Origin of the sequence: Pediococcus siamensis, from assembly GCF_047220215.1 — a bacterium.
Lineage (GTDB): Bacteria > Bacillota > Bacilli > Lactobacillales > Lactobacillaceae > Pediococcus > Pediococcus siamensis.
Window position 1 is genome coordinate 1,712,796 of record NZ_CP178375.1, and the last position, 18,015, is coordinate 1,730,810.

The 18,015-nt window shown below is 41.4% G+C and carries 12 protein-coding genes; 4 read left to right on the forward strand and 8 right to left on the reverse strand.

Translation table 11 applies throughout. The features are described 5' to 3' along the window. Window positions 1-21: 21 nt before the first annotated feature. Window positions 22-681 (reverse strand): LysM peptidoglycan-binding domain-containing protein, encoded by a 660-nt coding sequence (locus tag ACLJJ6_RS08390; protein WP_412988926.1) that lies wholly within the window; start codon window positions 679-681, stop codon window positions 22-24. A gap of 260 nt (window positions 682-941) precedes the next feature. Between ACLJJ6_RS08390 and ACLJJ6_RS08395 the strand changes: the two genes are divergently transcribed. Further along, a complete protein-coding gene (locus tag ACLJJ6_RS08395) occupies window positions 942-2,183 on the forward strand; it encodes an ISL3 family transposase (protein ID WP_412988180.1) in 1,242 nt (413 codons plus the stop codon). Between the two features lie 196 nt (window positions 2,184-2,379). On the opposite strand, the gene ACLJJ6_RS08400 is transcribed toward ACLJJ6_RS08395, so the two are convergent. Continuing rightward, window positions 2,380-3,039 (reverse strand): LysM peptidoglycan-binding domain-containing protein, encoded by a 660-nt coding sequence (locus ACLJJ6_RS08400; protein WP_412988927.1) that lies wholly within the window; start codon window positions 3,037-3,039, stop codon window positions 2,380-2,382. 797 nt (window positions 3,040-3,836) lie between these two features. Between ACLJJ6_RS08400 and ACLJJ6_RS08405 the strand changes: the two genes are divergently transcribed. From ACLJJ6_RS08405 to ACLJJ6_RS08415, 3 genes are all read left to right on the forward strand, one after another. After that, window positions 3,837-4,379, forward strand: a complete 543-nt coding sequence (locus tag ACLJJ6_RS08405; RefSeq protein WP_412988928.1) for a sigma-70 family RNA polymerase sigma factor — start codon at window positions 3,837-3,839, stop codon at window positions 4,377-4,379. A 79-nt stretch (window positions 4,380-4,458) separates the two neighbouring features. Next, the gene (locus ACLJJ6_RS08410; RefSeq protein WP_412988930.1) at window positions 4,459-4,857 is read left to right on the forward strand and encodes a MarR family winged helix-turn-helix transcriptional regulator; all 399 of its coding nucleotides are present in this window, start codon (window positions 4,459-4,461) and stop codon (window positions 4,855-4,857) included. Window positions 4,858-5,076: 219 nt separating this feature from the next. Continuing rightward, a complete protein-coding gene (locus tag ACLJJ6_RS08415) occupies window positions 5,077-5,397 on the forward strand; it encodes a transcriptional regulator, SarA/Rot family (protein ID WP_412988931.1) in 321 nt (106 codons plus the stop codon). Window positions 5,398-5,449: 52 nt separating this feature from the next. Here ACLJJ6_RS08415 and ACLJJ6_RS08420 read toward each other — a convergent pair whose 3' ends face one another. The 6 genes from ACLJJ6_RS08420 to ACLJJ6_RS08445 form a co-directional block, all read right to left on the reverse strand. Continuing rightward, window positions 5,450-5,686, reverse strand: a complete 237-nt coding sequence (locus ACLJJ6_RS08420; protein ID WP_412988932.1) for a helix-turn-helix domain-containing protein — start codon at window positions 5,684-5,686, stop codon at window positions 5,450-5,452. Window positions 5,687-5,709: 23 nt separating this feature from the next. Further along, window positions 5,710-6,339: an HAD family hydrolase gene (locus ACLJJ6_RS08425; protein WP_412988934.1), complete on the reverse strand. Its 630-nt coding sequence runs from the start codon at window positions 6,337-6,339 to the stop codon at window positions 5,710-5,712. A 212-nt stretch (window positions 6,340-6,551) separates the two neighbouring features. Next, on the reverse strand, window positions 6,552-9,764 hold the full coding sequence (locus ACLJJ6_RS08430) for a YhgE/Pip family protein (protein ID WP_412988935.1): 3,213 nt from the start codon (window positions 9,762-9,764) through the stop codon (window positions 6,552-6,554). A gap of 284 nt (window positions 9,765-10,048) precedes the next feature. Further along, a complete protein-coding gene (locus ACLJJ6_RS08435) occupies window positions 10,049-10,762 on the reverse strand; it encodes a gamma-glutamyl-gamma-aminobutyrate hydrolase family protein (protein ID WP_412988937.1) in 714 nt (237 codons plus the stop codon). An 84-nt stretch (window positions 10,763-10,846) separates the two neighbouring features. Beyond that, complete coding sequence (locus ACLJJ6_RS08440) at window positions 10,847-12,499, reverse strand: peptide ABC transporter substrate-binding protein (RefSeq protein ID WP_412988939.1); 1,653 nt, start codon at window positions 12,497-12,499, stop codon at window positions 10,847-10,849. A gap of 423 nt (window positions 12,500-12,922) precedes the next feature. Then, on the reverse strand, window positions 12,923-17,647 hold the full coding sequence (locus ACLJJ6_RS08445) for an MBG domain-containing protein (protein ID WP_412988940.1): 4,725 nt from the start codon (window positions 17,645-17,647) through the stop codon (window positions 12,923-12,925). Window positions 17,648-18,015: the final 368 nt, after the last annotated feature.

Here is an 18,015-nt window from a genome sequence, read left to right on the forward strand (position 1 = left end):
AATTATGATTTAACTTTTAGTTTAGTACCAACCGTTTGCTTGCCAGAAACTCTTAGCAGCTGTCCATGAACCGTAACGAGAAGCTACGTAGGAATTAGCTACCTTTTCTTGGTTGGCAGCAGAGTAATCACCATTTAAGTATGATGAACTTAATTGATATTTACCAATGTACTGACCATTGCGTGCGGAGTATGAACCACTAGATTCTTTGTTAGCGATCCATGCTTTTGCTGAAGCTTCGCCACCACTTACATTACTTGTTGATGCCGTTGATTGACTCTTGGCGGTATTTTGTGTGGTATTGCGAGATTGTTGTGTTGTAATTGACTTGTAAGTTTTTTGTGTAGATTGCACAGATTGAACGTTTTGCTTTGGTTGTGTGTTGGTTGTTGCTTGTGTTGTCTGTGCTGTTTGTGTGGATGCTGTGCTTTGATTGCTGTCAGTCTTAATTACTAACTGCTGTCCCACATAGATAACGCTTGGATTTGCAATGTTGTTATCTTTTGCTAATTGTTGATAGTTTGAATCGTGCTTGAAGTTATACTCGATTTCAGAAAGGGTATCTCCTGATTTAACCGTGTATGTTTCGTCAGCACTTGCTGCAGTCGCTACTGCAACTGTTCCGAATGTGATTGCTGATAAAAATGCGATTGAATACTTAGTAAATTTTTTTAACTTCATGTAAATAAAACTCTCCTCTTTGTGTATGCCTTAATTAACCAACGAGAGTTATCATACAGGGCGCGCTTTTCACTCAAGTTTCATGAAGATAACGATTTCGCTATTTTTGTAATATTTTGTAACGATTCTAAAATGTGGGTCTACACTTTCTGGTATTGGTGAATAACTGATACCAGTTTTTATTTTGAAAAAAAAAAGGACATTTGCCCTCTTTGTGTTACGATTTAATCGCCTAATAAAATCGAAAAGAGGAAAAACAAATGTCCCTAACTAATTCTATCCTAAGCCTATTCGAAATAACAGACCCTAATTTAACTGTAACTGAGATTACTAAGGAACATTATCCCAATGGGCAACACGTTCATGTCGTTCACGCTATCCTTTCCTATCAACTTTTAAAATGTCCTCATTGTGGCCATAAATCTCTAATCAAAAATGGAACTCACATTGGCCATCTAAGATTGGGAACCTTATCAGGTGGACGTTATGAGATGCAGCTAAAACGACAAAGATATCAATGTAAACGGTGTTTAAAAACCTGTGGTGCTCAAACTAACCTCGTTAAACGTAATGAAACTTTTACGCATAATGTGAAACATCAAGTAATTGTTCTGGCTCGGGATATGCTGACCAGTAAAGAAATCGCTAAGATTTGTGGGATTTCACCAAGTAGTGTTCAACGCATTTTAAATGCGAATATTCACTTAGCTTATCGTGTTAAAACACTCCCCCAAAATCTTTGTTTTGATGAATTCCGTTCCTGTAATCATCTAATGTCCTTTAACTGTTGCGATGCCGTTAGTCATCGCCGCATTGTGATTCTTAAGGATCGCCTTAGTAAGGATATCATTGATTACTTTGAAGCTCGCTATTCAGTTCAAGAACGTATGAAAGTTCAAACAATCACCGTTGATATGAATGCTGAGTATGCTGGCTTTATTCATCGGTTATTTCCTAAGGCAATAACCATCATTGACCGTTTCCACATTATTCAACTTGCCGGTCGGGCACTGGATAACGAACGTACACGTGTGATCCATACTTTTCAAGATAAGCATTCCCGAGTTTATCGCATTCTAAAATCTCAATGGCGTTTGTTCCATTTGGCAGAAGAAAAGGTCAATGATACTAAACTTATCTATTTACACGGTATCAACGAATACATGACCCAACAGAACGCCATTGACCTAGCCTTAGATGAATTTCCAGAATTTAAAACTGTGTATCAAACCTATCAAGGAATTCTAACAGCCATTCAACAAAAAGATGCGGTTGGATTTAAAACCTTGATTGCCAACTACAAGGCGGCTGGCAACCAAATGGATATTACTATCTCAACTTTAATAAAGAATGGTCCTGCTGTTCTCAATAGTTGTCGTTATCCGTATTCCAACGGTCCTATTGAAGGACTAAATCGTAAAATTAAGGTGTTAAAGCGTAGCTGTTTTGGTTTTCAAAATATTCATAACTTTTTCATTCGTATCAGTTTAATTTATGCGTAAACAAAAAAAGCACATTCACCGAAGTGAACATGCTTTTCAAAAATCTCCACCAATACAATTTGACAGAGACCCTAAAATGTTAAGCGCTTTACCCCCCGGACCGCTTACCTTCCCACAGCGTAAATCGAGACAAAAAAACAACCTCGAAACAGAGAATCTGTTTATCGAGGTTGTTTTGATTACTTTTAAATTGAATTTAGTACCAGCCGTTTGCAACCCAGAAAGCTTTAGCAGCTGCCCATGAACCATAACGGGAACTTACGTATGAGTTTGCCACTTTTTCCTGGTTAGCAGCAGAGTAATCACCATTTAAGTATGAAGAACTTAATTGATATTTACCGATGTACTGACCATTACGTGCTGTGTATGAACCACCAGATTCTTTGTTGGCGATCCATGCTTTAGCAGCTGATTCACTACTGCTGCTTGTTGAAGTACTTGTTGTTGAACTTGAAGTACTTGTTGTACTAGAGCTCTTTGATGAGCTAGCTGTACTTTGTGTACTTGCTGAACTGCTAGAAGATGAAGTATTTGACTTTACTGTTGAAGAAATATTCTTAACAGCTGGTGTTGATTTAACTTCACTCTTTGTAGCTGCCTTGATTTCACCGTCGCTCTTGATCAAAAGTTTTTGTCCCACATAGATCAAGTTGACGTTTGAAATCTTATTAGCTTTGGCGAGAGCTGAATAATTTGTATCTTTGTTTAATTTGTATTCAATCCCAGAAAGTGTGTCACCAGATTTAACGGTGTAGATTTCATCAGCATTAGCAGCTGTTGTCAAAACAGTTGAACCTAATGTGATAGTAGATAACAATGCTACTGAAAATTTTGTGAATTTACTTTTTAATGTCATGTATGAATGAACTCCTTATTTGTTGTTTGCTTTTGATTTAATTTATGTGCCTTATATTACCCTCCCTTTTTTACAAACATATTTCAAAAAGATATCGATTTTCGCGATTCTTGCAATGTTTTGTAACTCTGATTTTAAAAAGACCGTCTAAAGCCCATGGTTATCAGTCTAAAAAAGATGACAAAAAAACGCTCATTTTCTCAAAAAAACTTTTTTTAGACTGTATTTTATCGTAAAAATCTCGTTTTTTTCCTAATTCTCGCGTCTTTTTGCACGTCTCAGCACCCAAAATCACCCTCCATTTTGGAAACAAATTCTTACTTTAAAAACAAAAAGTTGCATGAAATTTGGTCAGGTTTGCCTTTCTCAGCTCTTTTTTTATTCCGCACGCCTACTATGTGGTGTGACCTTTGCTGCTCAAACCAACTTGACGCTCATTTTTGTAGACGTGATTCCAAGGGCCAAATTTTTTTCTTCTATAGTATATGAGATAAGAAAAAATCTCCGCACCGCTTTTTAGCGTCAAATATTACTAGCCAAATCCCTGAGTAAAGGCTAATTTCTCTGCCAAGTGAAGTCAGCAAAACAATTCAAAGAACTAATCGATCAATCTCCTAACCAATGCTCGCAGGTAAAGCACCTTTTTCCTCTTTCTTTTCTAATTTTCATGATGAATCGATTACGAGTTTGAAATATGATGTAATTACGCAAAACGTGTAATTTTCTTTCTTCGGCCTTTTGTTTAAGGTAATACACGACCAAGGGCCTTTGGATCTGATTTTAAGGAGATTCAAGTATTGGAAAAAGAAACCATTCAAAAAGCATTTATGTTTTTATACCGCGACAATCATGAGAAAATTATTTTTGGAGCTGCAAAGAAACTGCATCTCACCCCTCTGCAAGATGACTATCAGGATTTCATTCAGGAAGGCTACCTAGCCTTTGTACAAGCTTATGACCGCTATCCTGGCAGTATTACGACTGATCCGCAAAAATTTTGCGTCTTCGCCTATCAGGCTGTTTACTGGCGATTGCTAGATTTGCTCCGCCAAACCACCCGTCTTGCGGAACATCTGGAGACTGAGCATAATGAAGAAATTGACATGGGAACGTCCACCTTAAACCGCGGGTTTGAAAATCTATATCAAGACGATTTATTTTTACAACTTTACCATTCTTGCACACCAGCGGAGAAAAAATTTCTGGTCGATTGTTATATTCTTCAGCTCAGAAGTTCTGAAATTGCCCGCAAACATCACGTTACACGGCAATGTGTCACAAACTGGCGCCGGCGTGTGGGTAACAAGGCACTCGCCTATATCGCAAAAAATAGTCACTAATTCAATTAACTATGTTAATATATGTAGTGATTAAAGTATCTTACAACGTAATAATCTAAGGTTATAAGGAGGAATCAGGATGTTTAGAGTTCATTCCAATTACGAAACTATTTCGACCATTTCCACCATGATTCATGGCATAGATACGGATCTACAGGCCAAATTTTCTGTCAGTTTCGAACAATTTCGCATACTAAATTTCATTGAGAGTATTTCACCACAAGAGACCACAGTTAGCGCGCTTGCTAAACAATTTCATGCCAATAATTCGGCGACTTCACGCAAAGTCAGTGCACTGTACAAGCAGGATTTAATCCAGGATCATATATCTGGCGATGATCGCCGGACCCACTGGATTACCCTTACGCCTAAAGGAAGTGCGGTTATTACAAACAGTAAACAGTACGTTGATGAATATCTCACCAATCTAGAATCTGAGATGGTTAAACTCCTTTCGGAAGATTTACGCGAAGCCTAAAATTAAATAAAATTGCTTAGTCATCAAAAATGGCCTTACGGGAAATATCCTGTAAGGTCATTTTTATTATTTTCATGTAAAAAAACAATGCATTTTCATACAATTATTTATAACTTGCCAAAAAACATATAGTTGTGTTTCAATTACATTAACGGCGTTGAATATTATGTCCCAATAACATTTTAACGGTGCAATTAATTTATGGAAAGAGGAAATACAATGTCCAGCAAAAATCCAATGGAATTTGTTAATTTTTCAAAGATGTACCGACTTTTTCTCCAAACGGATAGTCATTTAAAGTCGGAATACTCAATTAGTTTTGAGCAGTATCGGATTATGGCGTTTATTTTGTCGCTTGAAGAACAGGAAACGACGGTAAGTGCGGTCGGTCAACATTTTGAATCTAGTTCACCCGCAATTTCGCGCAAAATCCGTGTCCTATTTAATCTCCATTACATTGTGGATCATGCCGACAGCCGCGACCGTCGTGTCCACTGGTTGCGTTTGACAGAGACCCAAAAAAGCCAGAACCCAAGATAACGTCACGTGCTTACCTTGGATTCTGGCTTTTTACTATCTATTTATTTTTACGCTAGTCTTCGATTCGGATGGCGATCTTTCCTCCAGCGCGACTCACAATCTCATCAAGCGTCTTGAAAGAAACGTTCGCCCGCCCGCTTTCCATACGTGCAATTTGGGATTGGCGTTTGCCCGCGCGTTCTGCTAATTGTGTTTGGGTGAACCCATTTCGCAAACGGAATTGAACTAATTCCTTTGCAACTTGCACCTTGATTGCCTCTTCATTTTCACGAATCTCTTCTTTATCCATCATGACTCCTCCATCTTTGCCATTTAATTATGATATAGTTGATTGATAACTTCTAAGGGGGTTTCAAAAACATACTCTGCTGCTTTAAAATCTACCCCCGGAATTGCACCCCACTTTGCATTGCCAAATGCGATTCCTGCCGCATGGGCCGCCTGCATGTCATACATCGCATCTCCAATGTATAGAAATTGCTGACGGGACACCTCTGGAAATTTCTTCATACCAGCTAGCAAGGGTTCTGGGTTGGGCTTGTGTTGCTGCGTATCTTCAGCTAAGACCACTTGGTCCGTATATTTAGCAAACGGATATGAAGCAACTTGCGTCTGCCATCCATACCGAGTTTTAGAACTCACAATTCCGATTTTAACATTTCTTCGTCGCAGCGTCTCAAAAAGTTGCGTAATTCCGGAAAACTCATGCACTAAATCCTGGTGATGAAGAAATTCCTGCCCATAGTCTTGAACGGTCTGTTCAGGGTCAGGCGATCCCAATTTTCTAAAAATTTCAACTGCTGATAATCCCATCAATTGCCGCGTCTCCTGCTTTGTGACGGGGATATCTAAACGGTTAAAAACTGCCTCCACCGTTGCCCACACTGCTTCATCAGTTTTAAGAAGCGTATTATCGACATCAAATAAAATAACTTGATACATAACTAGCCCCCTTCTTAGTATTGGAACAAACTAATGCATTATATCATAAGAAAGCGCTGTCTCTCAATGCTGTTTTCAGTTTTTCTTTAATCCTTCAAACATTTTTATAGTTTAAAAATCGTAATTTCTCAAAAATAACGGTCGGCACCAAAAAAGCCGTGATCGGGTTCATCACGACTTCCAAAATTTACTGAAAATTTTTATTTTTTTGTTTAATCCTTAACGCGGTTAAAACCCCATTTTGTTTGTGGTGAAACTAAGAAGTAAATCCCACCAATCACAACTGGATACAAAATGACGAGGAGACTTTGCAAGAACATCCCGTTGCCCACACCGTTAATCGCGTAATTGAAGGCGCTCATTGCATGTGTGACTGGAAGCAACTCAGAAATTGCTTGGTACACATGCGTCAACATGGAAGTTGGGAGTAAGACACCTGCCAATTGGATTAACATTAAAATAAGTGAGAACAAGATTCCCGGTGCTCCAAACAAAAGATCAATGAAGACACACAGGGCCGTGAAACTGACGGCCGTTACAGCCGCCGCAATCACAAGTTCAATTGGGTGTGTAACTTGAATGCCATCAATAGCTACAAAGGCTAGCACACCAACAACTTGGAGTAAGGTCAACAGTAACAGCATATTGTTCGAAAGTCCAAAGCCATTGTGACGATGGCCTTTGCGACGGGCATATTGTCCCAACTGGTTCAAAATAGCGGCGATGAACAGAATCATTGCAAGAACCAACGGCGCGAACATGGCTTTGACCGAACCAACTGAATTGAAGACCTGATCTTGATTAACCGGGTTCACAAAATGATTGACGTTTTGCGGTTCTGCATTCACATTTTGAACTTGACTTGCACCGTCTTGTAACTTAGAATTTAACAACCCAATTCCTGAACTGGCTGTCTTTAAGCCGGCCTGCACTTGATCTGAGCCACTTGCCAACTGGTCAGCACCGGATTTACCTTCTTTCGCACCTGCTGCCAATTGACTGCCCCCGCTTGTTAACTGAGAATCAGCGGCAGCTAGTTTTGCCCCGCCAGCAACCAATTTGTTAGCGCCAGTCGATAGCTGATTTACACCGCTAACCAAGGTAGGTACTTGGCTGTTAAGCGTTTGTAATCCGGTGCTTAATTGTTGCGTTCCAGAATTCAATTGAGATGAATTGTTATTCAAAGTTGTTAATCCAGTGGCTAACTGACCAGAACCACGCTTCAGTTGGCTAACCCCGCTGATTAGGCTCGGTACTTGGCCATTCAAGCTGGATAAGCCGGCAGTTACCTGACTAGATCCGTTACTTAATTGACTTACCCCATTTGTGAGGGTCGGTACCTGACTATTTAACGTGCTTAAGCCGGTTTGAACTTGTGATGCTCCCGACGTTAAACTGCTGTTATTAGCCGCCAACTGGGAAGCCCCGGTACTTGCTGAATCAACACCATTTGTGTACTTCGACACACCAGCCGCATAGGTTGTCACGCCGGCAACCAGTGAATTTTCACCGTTAACCTTGGTGTTCAGCTGTTTGACACCTGCAGTGAATTCCTTGAAATCATCTAAGTTAGCGCTCAAGGTTGGCAATTGCTTTTCAAGTGCTTCTAATGCTTGCACCGTCGAATCACTCATTAATGGTGAGGATAAAAGCTCATTGGCTTGACTCACAACACTATTTAAGCTTGAAAGTGCCGTTGTCGTATTGCTATCAATGTTTACCTGGCCTAAAGTCGAAGCTAAATCACTGATTTTTGATTTGGCACTGCTGAGACTTTGTAGACTTGTGCCAGTAGCCGCAATTTCTTTAGCAGATGCAGCCGCATTTGTGGCACTGGCCGTAGCCTGACTTTTTGCCTCTGTAAGCTTGGCTTGGTCTGCACTACTTAATTTCGAGGTATCAACACCACTTAATAAGGTAGCAACCTTTTGACTATCTGTGGCAGCTGTTTTGGCTTTCGTAGCAGCATCACTCAACGCACTGGAAGCTTTATCTAAGCTGGCAAAAGCACTATTGACTTCTGTTAAGCTGCTCTTGGCATCACTCAAACTACCCAAAACACTGCTCAAACTTGACAGTTGTTTTAAAACAGGTGCAAGTTCTTGTAATTTCGTTTGTAATTGTTGCGCACTTTGAATTGTGCTAGGGGCATCTTTCAAGCTGTTCATGGCTGTAGTATCCTGTGCCAGCCATTCCTGCATTTGGGCAATTTTTTCATTTGCCTGATCTGCCGCGGTATCCAATTGGCTGACACCCTGTGATAACTGCGTGGCACTCGAAAGTAAGGTCGTTGAGCCATTATTTAACGTCTTAGAACTAGCCGCCAACGTACTTAACCCACCATTTAATGACGTCACGCCGTTTGTATAACTGGTAATTCCGGTGGCGAGTGATTTGGAACCGGAACTTAATTGCCCTACACCTGTGGCAAGTGTCCCCGTTTTTTCAGACAAGGTGTTCAGCCCGGCACTCACCTGGGTGGAACCGTTAAATAATTGCGTAACACCTAATGGCAATGCAGCGGTTTTACTTGCCAGCTGTGCGAGGCCTGTCTTGAGTTGGCTCGCTCCAGCTTGCGTTTTGGCAACTCCGGCTGTATAACTGTGCACACCTGAATTTAATGTTTTAGCTCCCGTAGCTAGTGTTGAAACGCCGCTTGCCAACGGACCCGTTTTCGACTGCATCTCACTTAGCCCATTTGCGAGCGTTTTGTTACCTGAAACAAGGGTATCTACGCCAGCGACATAGGTATCAATCCCTGAACTTAATTTTTTCGACCCCGTTTCAAATGTTACCATGCTAGCCGCCAGCACATGTAAGTTTCGGTCAACTTTACCATTGCCATCTTTTAATTGAACCACACCATCTTTTAATTGCTTAACTCCTGTTGAGCCACTCTTAATCCCTGATCCCAACTTATTAATGGAAGAAAGTAAGGTTTTGTCATAAGACTTTTGGATGCTGGTTACCACTTGTGATTTCACTTGGCTTGCAACCTGTTCGTTGATCACTTGTGAAAGGTAACTATTATGCTTGGACATCTTAATTTTCAGATTACTGGATTTCGGTGTTTTATCCAGCGCAGTGGTAATATTTTTAGAAAAATTAGCCGGGATGGTGATGGTCATCAAATAATGGCCCTGCTTCATTTCCCGTTTGGCCTTCTTAGCTGACACAAAATGCCATTTAACCTGGTTATTGTGCTGCAGATTCTGAATGACCTGCTCGCCGGCGTTCACCTTGGTGTCTTGGAACGTCGCCTCTTTATCATTATTCACTACCGCCACGTTGGTATTTGTGGTGTGGGCTTCTTGTGAAGTATTAATGTATCTAAAAATAACTGCCGTTAACAAAATAGGAATTAATAGCGCTAGTATTAAAAAACTCCATCGTTTTGTTCGCGGATTCCACTTCTTAAAAATCATTTTGCCATCTCCTGTTTTATTCGCGTATTCACATCACTTACAAGTTAAAACTTTAATATTTGTTAAAGATAACGTCAAAAGCGACATGGTTCTGAAAATGAAAAATTTGCGCATCAAAAAAGGCCTTATCCTTTGCTGGGTAAGGCCTTGCTCGTTTTTAACGCTAAATAACGAAATTTTTCAACAAAACATGTTAAAACGTTGATTTAACAACATTTAAAAGTTTTTTTGTGCGTATAAGTGACAAAGTGAACAATTTGAAACATCAAATTAACCCGCTCCCATTAGAAGAAAGCCAAATATTTAGTAAATAATGCCCGCATTTTGGCATTATCTAGCATCATTTCTGGATGCCACTGCACCGCTAACAGCGGATAGCCATCTTTTTCAACAGCCGCTTCAATCACACCATCATCAGCCGTTGCCGCTTCAATCAGACTTTCGGCCAGCTTGCTGATTACCTGGTGATGTAAAGAATTAACAAATAACCGCTCTCCTAAAGGCTTTTGCAGCTCACCGTGAACCGTTACCCAGTGAGTAGCTGTATTCCCCAAAAATTCCGGGGCTTGATCATGCGCAATCGCTTGGGAACCACCCCGTAAAGAAACGTCCTGATATAGCGTGCCACCAAGCGCCACATTAATCAGTTGAAAGCCACGACAGATTCCTAGGATTGGTTTGCGTTGCTGCCGAGCTAGTTCAAATAAGGCCAACTCAAAACGATCACGTGTCAACGACGTTTGTTTTAAAAGCCGATGTGGCTGCTGCCCATACAACTGGGGAGACACGTCCTGCCCGCCTGGTAAAAACAAACCGTCAACTCCTGCCAAGTAACTGGCTGCCAGCTGGGGTTCTTGAATCGGAATAATCATGGGAATTCCGCCGGCTTGTGTCATAGCTGTCACATTTCCTTGAAACGTATAGGTGGCGTGATTATGGTAAAAGATTTCCGAGTCGCCTATATACTGATTTCCGACAATGCCAATTCGTGGTCTCATTCGTTTCCTCCGTTGTTTAGGATGTACAAGAAAACATCAATTCAGGCATTAACCCATTCCTGAATTGATGTTTTCAAATGTGTGTTACTTACTAATATAAGCTGTCTTGTAATTCCATTGTGTGCCGGCCGTATTGTGAATAACGCCTTTGACCTTTGGATTAATCAAGAAGGAATAATTAGTTTGATACAAAGGTGCAATTGCTGCTTCCTTCACTACTAATTGATCTGCCTTAATCATATCCGCCCAGCGTTTGTTCTTATCGTTTGCATCTTGATTTTGGGCTTTCTTCACAAGTGCATCATACGTGCTGTTCTGCCATTTTCCGTAGTTATAGCCGCTATTGGACTGTAAAATTTGCAAATGAGAAATTGGGTCGGTAAAGTCAGCTCCCCATCCGGAAACATAGATATCAAAGTCACCTTTAGAAGCCCGTGAGTAAGCCACCTTAGATGGAATATTAACCAAGCTAACTTTCATTCCTGGTAATTTGTTTTGCAATTGAACTTGGAAATACTCAGAAATATTTTTATCATCATTATCATTTGTGGACATTAACGTCACAGTCAGTGATTTCGCGCCGATTTCTTTGAGACCCTGCTCCCAAAGTTTCTTTGCGCGGCTGCTATCGTAGTCAACCGTTCCCTTAACGTAAGCTTCCTTGGCAAAATCCTCGCCAGTCTTCGGATTCTTTGCTAGGTCAGTTGGGACAAAGCCTTGTGATATTGTTGAATCATCGCCAATAACCTTAGAAATTAACTGTTTGCGGTTAATTGCCAAAGAAATTGCTTGGCGAATTTTCTTATTATTCATTGCTTTACGCACCTTTGAGTTTGAAGCCTTAAAGTTGAATGCTAAAAAGCGGGTATAGCTATAAGGTACTGTTTGGTAATCCGCATTATTTCTGTAGTTTTTAATCTGAGCACTAGATAACTGAGCCATATCTAATTTTTTCGATTGATACAAACTCAAGACAGTGGAAGGATTTTCATTGACTGAGTAATTAATCCGGCTCAGCTTAACCTTCTTTTTATCCCAATACTGGTCGTTTTTCACAAATGCCCAGTGATCATTAGTGCCTTTCCAACCAGTCATCTTAAATGGCCCTGTATAAACCATGTATTTCGAAGTTGTGGCATACTTGCTGCCATACTTGTCAATCACCTTCTTGCTTACGGGTGAGAACAACGGGTATGTCATTAACACCTTAAAGTAAGCGATTGGTTCGTCCAAATGAACTACAAAAGTTTGTTTATTAGGTGCCGAAACGCCCAACTTAGAGGGACTCATCTTCCCGGCATTAATCTGGTCAGCATTTTTAATTCCTGAGAACAAATAAGCATACTGCGACTTCGTATTAGGATTTAATGTCCGTTGCCAAGAATAAACAAAATCTTGGGCTGTAATCTTTTGGCCATTACTAAATTTAGCATTTTTCCGAATCTTAAAGGTCCACGTTTTGCCATCTTTTGACACTTTTCCAGATGACGCTAATCCGGCAATTGGTTTCCCATTATTTCCTAATCGGTACAAGCTTTCAAAAACATTACCGGTCTGGCCATACCCGGTTGCCTTAGCGATATCAATCGTATCTAATGGTGCATCTGCAGATAAATTAAGCACCTGCTTAGCGGCTAACTTACCAGAGCCACTATCTGAGTTTTGATTCCCACAGCCAGCCAGAACCAATGCCAGTGCGGCTGCAAAAGTTGTTAAAACTGCCCATCTTTTCTTCATCCTGATCAAACTCCCCTAATTTTAAAATTTTGCCTTTATTTCATGTCAAACTTAACTTACTTAAACACGGACAACCTGGTGACATCCAGCATCACGCCCTTTCAAATGATCAAACAAAAAACCGATTAACTGCATCTACGCAATTAATCGGCTCAACTGTTACCTCTTAAAATTCTAGGCAAATGTTAGCGAAAGATAATTACAATTTGCAGTTACACAAATAGCCATGTTGTTAAGTTGACAACATGCTGCACAACATTTTACTTGCATACTTGCTTTCATCATAATAATCTTCCTTTCCGTTTGTTCATTACATAATTAGAGTATCTAATTACTTATTGTAAGTCAAGTAAAAACCTGATTTTCATGTAAATAAATTTCAAGGTTTCATTGGGGAGGGGAAAGCCTTTCCAAATTCAACCGTTACTCTTCGTCGTGTTTGCGTCGTTTGATACCTAATAAACCTAAGAGGCCACCTAATAACGACATGCCAAGAATGGTTGCCATTGTTTCTTCGTTGTCATCGGTTTGTGGTAACTTTCCATGGACAGCTGCGGTAATCGGCGCTTTTTGTGAAGCCCGCGACTTGGATTCGGCTAATTTTACCTGGCTATTGAGCGCCAGCGTTTGTTTACCAGAGGCCTCAGGTTTGCTAACCTCACTTTGCTGATCTCCATTATATCCACCTTGAGAAGGTGTTTCTTGACCACCATTATGACCATTTTCAGGTAATTCAGGAGTTTGACCATTTCCCGGTCCAACTTCTTCTGGTTGCGAAGCCTGATAGGTAACCACAACAGTTGAATTTTCAGGACGGGTTAGCGTTGCAATTGGAATTGCTTCCGCCACGTCACCGCTATTGCGATAACCTGCAATTTCTGGTGTTTCAACCGCTTCATAAACTCCTTGAGGGGTATAAGAAACTTCACCAGTTGTTTGGTTCGTAGCCACTTTGTAAATAACCGTTTCAACAACATCGTGCGGCGTTTTATTACCAGCACCCATGTAATGAATCGTCCGCGTTACAGAAATTTCACTATACGTTATTTCATTTGTTGGCGTGTATGTGATTGTAACTACGGTATCACGCGGTGCCGTTGTGCTCGTTTCTGGTGTCTGTGCACTAACGCTACCGCTATTGGCAAAGCCTGTAACTGTCGGCGTCGTCACAGCTGCGTAGCTACCTTGAGGTGTATAAGTTGAAACTCCGGTTGCTTTGCTAGTTGCTACGTCATAAGTTAGTGTCTGCACAACATCATGTGGCGTCCGTGACCCCGCACCCGTATAGTGGATAGTTCGGTTAACTGTGATCTGACTGTGAATAATCACATCTTTAATCGTGTAGGTTCCACTTATCAAGCTACCATCAACGATTGTGTAGTTTGGATTTGCTGTTGTCACTTTCTCCAATCCGCTTTCGTTTAAGGTCACTTCGTAATTACCAACATCCGTTGGAACGCCATCTACAACTTCACCAGTTGTCTTATCAATGAACGTGAAGTCTTCGTTTGTTAAGTTCCCAGGAATTGTAATCTTATCTCCGGTGCCAATGACAAAGGTTGGAGAATCTTCACCGTAATTGGAAACTTCATCATGAACTGTGATATCGGTCGTTGAATCTCCCGGAATGGTTTCGGCCGGGCTAATCGTGTACGTGCCCACACCACTGACTGCATCTGCCGTGTAATAGTAATTAGGATCAGCGTCATTCAGGTGTTGTAATCCAGTTGCACTGAGTTTGACATCATAAATGTTCGCATCTGTCGGATTAGTGACGGTGAATTCTAGATCACCAGCCTGTAAAGTATAGGTACTACCATTACTTAATTTGACACTATATTTACTTGTATCAAGTGTTCCAGGTTTCCCATCGTAGGTCTTACCATCATGACCATGGACAACCAATGTACCGGCTGCCTTATTGATCGTGTACGTCGCGGTCGCATCAGTTAAGGCAAACGTATAATTTGGATTGGCTGCTTCAATATTGGCAATCCCTTGCTCTGTTAATTGAATCGTATAATCTTTGGCATTCGCACTGTTATTTACAACTTCATAATCACCTAGTTGTAATTCGTAGCTAGGAATCGGCGTGTTGCCATTGGTCGTAAAACTGATAGTAGGGATCACACTGACTGGCTTGCCATCAAAGGTCTTGCCAGAATTGTCTAGAGTCAAGCTACCAATAGCTTTTGCCTTATTAATCGTGTAAATGCCTTTACCAAGTACACTATCTGCTGTGTATTGATAATTAGGGTCAACAGTATTTAGGTGTGCTAAACCAACAGCACTGAGTTGAACCTCATAGCTATTCACATCTGTTGGGTCGGATATCGTAAATTCTAGATCCTCATCTTGCAGTGTGTACTTTTCGCCGTTACTCAACTCAACGTTGTATTGACCAGCATCGATCGTTCCAGCTTGGCCATCATAGGTTTTGCCATGGCTCCCACTTAAGGTGACCGTGGTTGCCGCCGCCTCGACTTCAAACGTCGCCGTCGAGTCGCCATAACTGACCGCATAATTGCTCCCGAGGGCGGCTTCAATGGCCGCTTTGCCACTGGCACTTAACGAAACCGGATAGTCCCCCGCATTCTCGCCGTCTCCGGTGAGTTCCAGATCACTATCTTTCAAAGTATAGGTGCTGCCATCGGGGAGCGTGATTTCATAGTTTGCCGCGCTCGGCGCTTGTGGTTGCCCGTTATAAGCGACTTGCTGGCTCCCACTCAAGGTGACCGTGGTTGCCGCCGCCTCGACTTCAAACGTCGCCGTCGAGTCGCCATAACTTATATCATACGTGCCGCTAATTACACTTTCGACTGCATTCTCGATATTTTCTTTACCTTGATCAGTTAATTCAACTTCGTACTCACCAGCATTAATTCCGCCACTAACAAGTTGAATATCGCCATCCTGTAAAGTATATTTAACCCTTCCATCTGATAATGTAACACCATAGTTAGTAAAATCCGGTTTTTGCTGTGCACCGGTATATGTCTCCTTCTGAGTTCCGCTTAATGTTGCCGTTGCAACGGCTCCAAGAATATAAGTATCAGGTAAAGTACCATCATACGCCTTAATTGCAACGGTTGGTTGCGGCTCACTAGTTGTCCCGTCGCCAACATTTACCCACTGTACAGTATCTGTCGTGTTCGGTAAAGCCACCGAACCATCTGTAACATTAGTTGTAACAAAGCCAGTACCAAAAGTGATTTGTTTGAGTCCCGTCATACCACTGAGCATTAATGCCATATTAGTCACTTTACTCGTATCCCAATTACTAAAATCAAGTTGGGACAACGCTTTATCTTTGTTAAACATTTGTGCAGCAGTTGTTAAGCTACTCGTATCCCAATCCGAAACATCAAGAGTCGGCAATGCTGTATCACCAGCAAACATCTGATACATGGTAGTCACGCTACTTGTTTCCCAATTGTCGCCTAAATCAAGGTTAGTTAACAAAGTCATGTTGGAAAACATTTGTTGCATGTTATTTACTTTGCTGGTATTCCAGCCAGATAAATTAAGGCTTGCTAGACTAGATGTACCATTAAACATATAAATACAGCTCGTAGTGTTAGCCATACTCCAATTTTCAATTCCTGTTAACTCAGTTAAACTTGAAGCTCCATTAAACATTGAAGACGCCGATGTCACACTGCCCATTCCCCAATTAGTTACATCTAAGTTCTGCAATGAAGAACAGCTTGCAAACATTGAACCGACATCTTTTACTTCAGATAAATCCCAGTCACCAGTTCCTCCCGTCAGGCTTTCTAGCGCACTGTCTTTTGAAAACATGCCTCTGACATCCGTGACCCCTGCGAAATTCAACTTATTTGCATTAAGGATCGTGGTCACCTGATTTAAATTTGCAAAGAGATATCTGGCTCCTGTCGTCCCAGTAGTATCCTCTGGAACAAGTTGAATATCACCGTCGATGCTAATTTCTGTAAATTTATAATCGGTTTCGGATTGTGCCCAAGGAGATGTACTACCTAGCGGTAAAGTGCTCGTTGAGGTAATTGGCGAACCACTGCCTAAATGCAAAACAACGGTCCCATCTTCGTCTGCGGCAATATACCACTTCAGCGTACCATAAATACCTTTTGCAAGAACCGGTGTTTTAGCTGCGTCCACATCATCTGTGGCAACCGTTACCGAATCTTGAAAAGGATCATCTGTATAAACATAATTTTCAAGGCCATCCTCCCCAAATGACCCCGTATTTGTAGTATTCTTACTACCATCTACATCGCTAGTCCAAAAATTCAGTGTTGTCTCGTCCGTAACATCATCTGTCGTGGTCTCAGACGCAGCTGATGAAGCGGCTGCAATCGCACTAAAGGCTTGGCTTGCACCACTCGCTGCATATGCCGTGCTTCCCGCTGTTTCCGCCGCAGCCAAATCAGCTGAAGTGGGATCCACTAAAGTCTCCCCGTTCTCATAACTGGTTGTCTCACTGCTAGTACCACTAACTGCCGAATTTGTACTGACAACTTCAGAACTTGCTGTTACATCGGTGTCACCCTCTGAACTGGTTGTTGAACTGGTCGCACTCTGTGAGCTACCGTCAGAATCAACTGTCACCGCACTCGTTGCGGCCTCACTGCTTGCTTCGCTGGTTGCACTGGCCACGGAATGCGTCACAGCTTTATTAGCCGTTGAACTCGAACTGGTAGCGCTTTCAGAACTGCTTACTTTAACTGCACTAGTTGCCGCAGAAGAACTTGAAGTTGCACTGGTTACTTGTTGAGCTGAACTGGAACTTTCACTGGAACTGGCTTTGGATGTGGAACTGGAAGCTGAACTGGCGGCTTCACTAGTATTAGAAGAAGAACTCGAAGTTGTGTCAGCGGTGGTAACTGCACTTGCAGATGAAGATGTGCTTGCCGCAGCACTAGATGCTGAGGCTGAACTAGTTGTTGTTTGATCATGACTCGTTTCGCTACTTGCCGAAACTGAAACTGGGGTTGTATCTGAAGCCTGAATATTAGGCTGACTAAACGCGATGCCCATACCAAAAGTCAACAAAGAGATGGCTGCAAAGCACCACCCTTTAGTAGTCTTGAACATTTTATAATGCCGTGTTAGTTTTCCAGTATCTTCTAACAACCGTCGTCGCTTTTTTTGCTGAATTTTGTTCATTTTATAGCCACCTCGAATTATAAAATTTAAAAACAAAGATTCATTACCTATTAATGCCTGCGATGCTACAAGACTTCTTATTGCCTCCTAGAACACAAGCCAAGAATCCAACCCGACTCAAAATGGCAAACCATCATAAGCCACTATTGTATGCAGGGCAATTTCACTTCTACTCTCCTGCAACTTTGTCAGCTATAGGTGGCATTGAAGCTATCCAGCAGCATTGCTACTTATTTCATCAATTCTCATTAAAAATTAATCCCTTATCCCTATATTGGTGTTGGTACGGACAAGTTCGCCGGCTATATGTAAAACCACTTCGTAAGGTGTTTTCAAGGACAACAGCACATGATTTACAACATAATTTA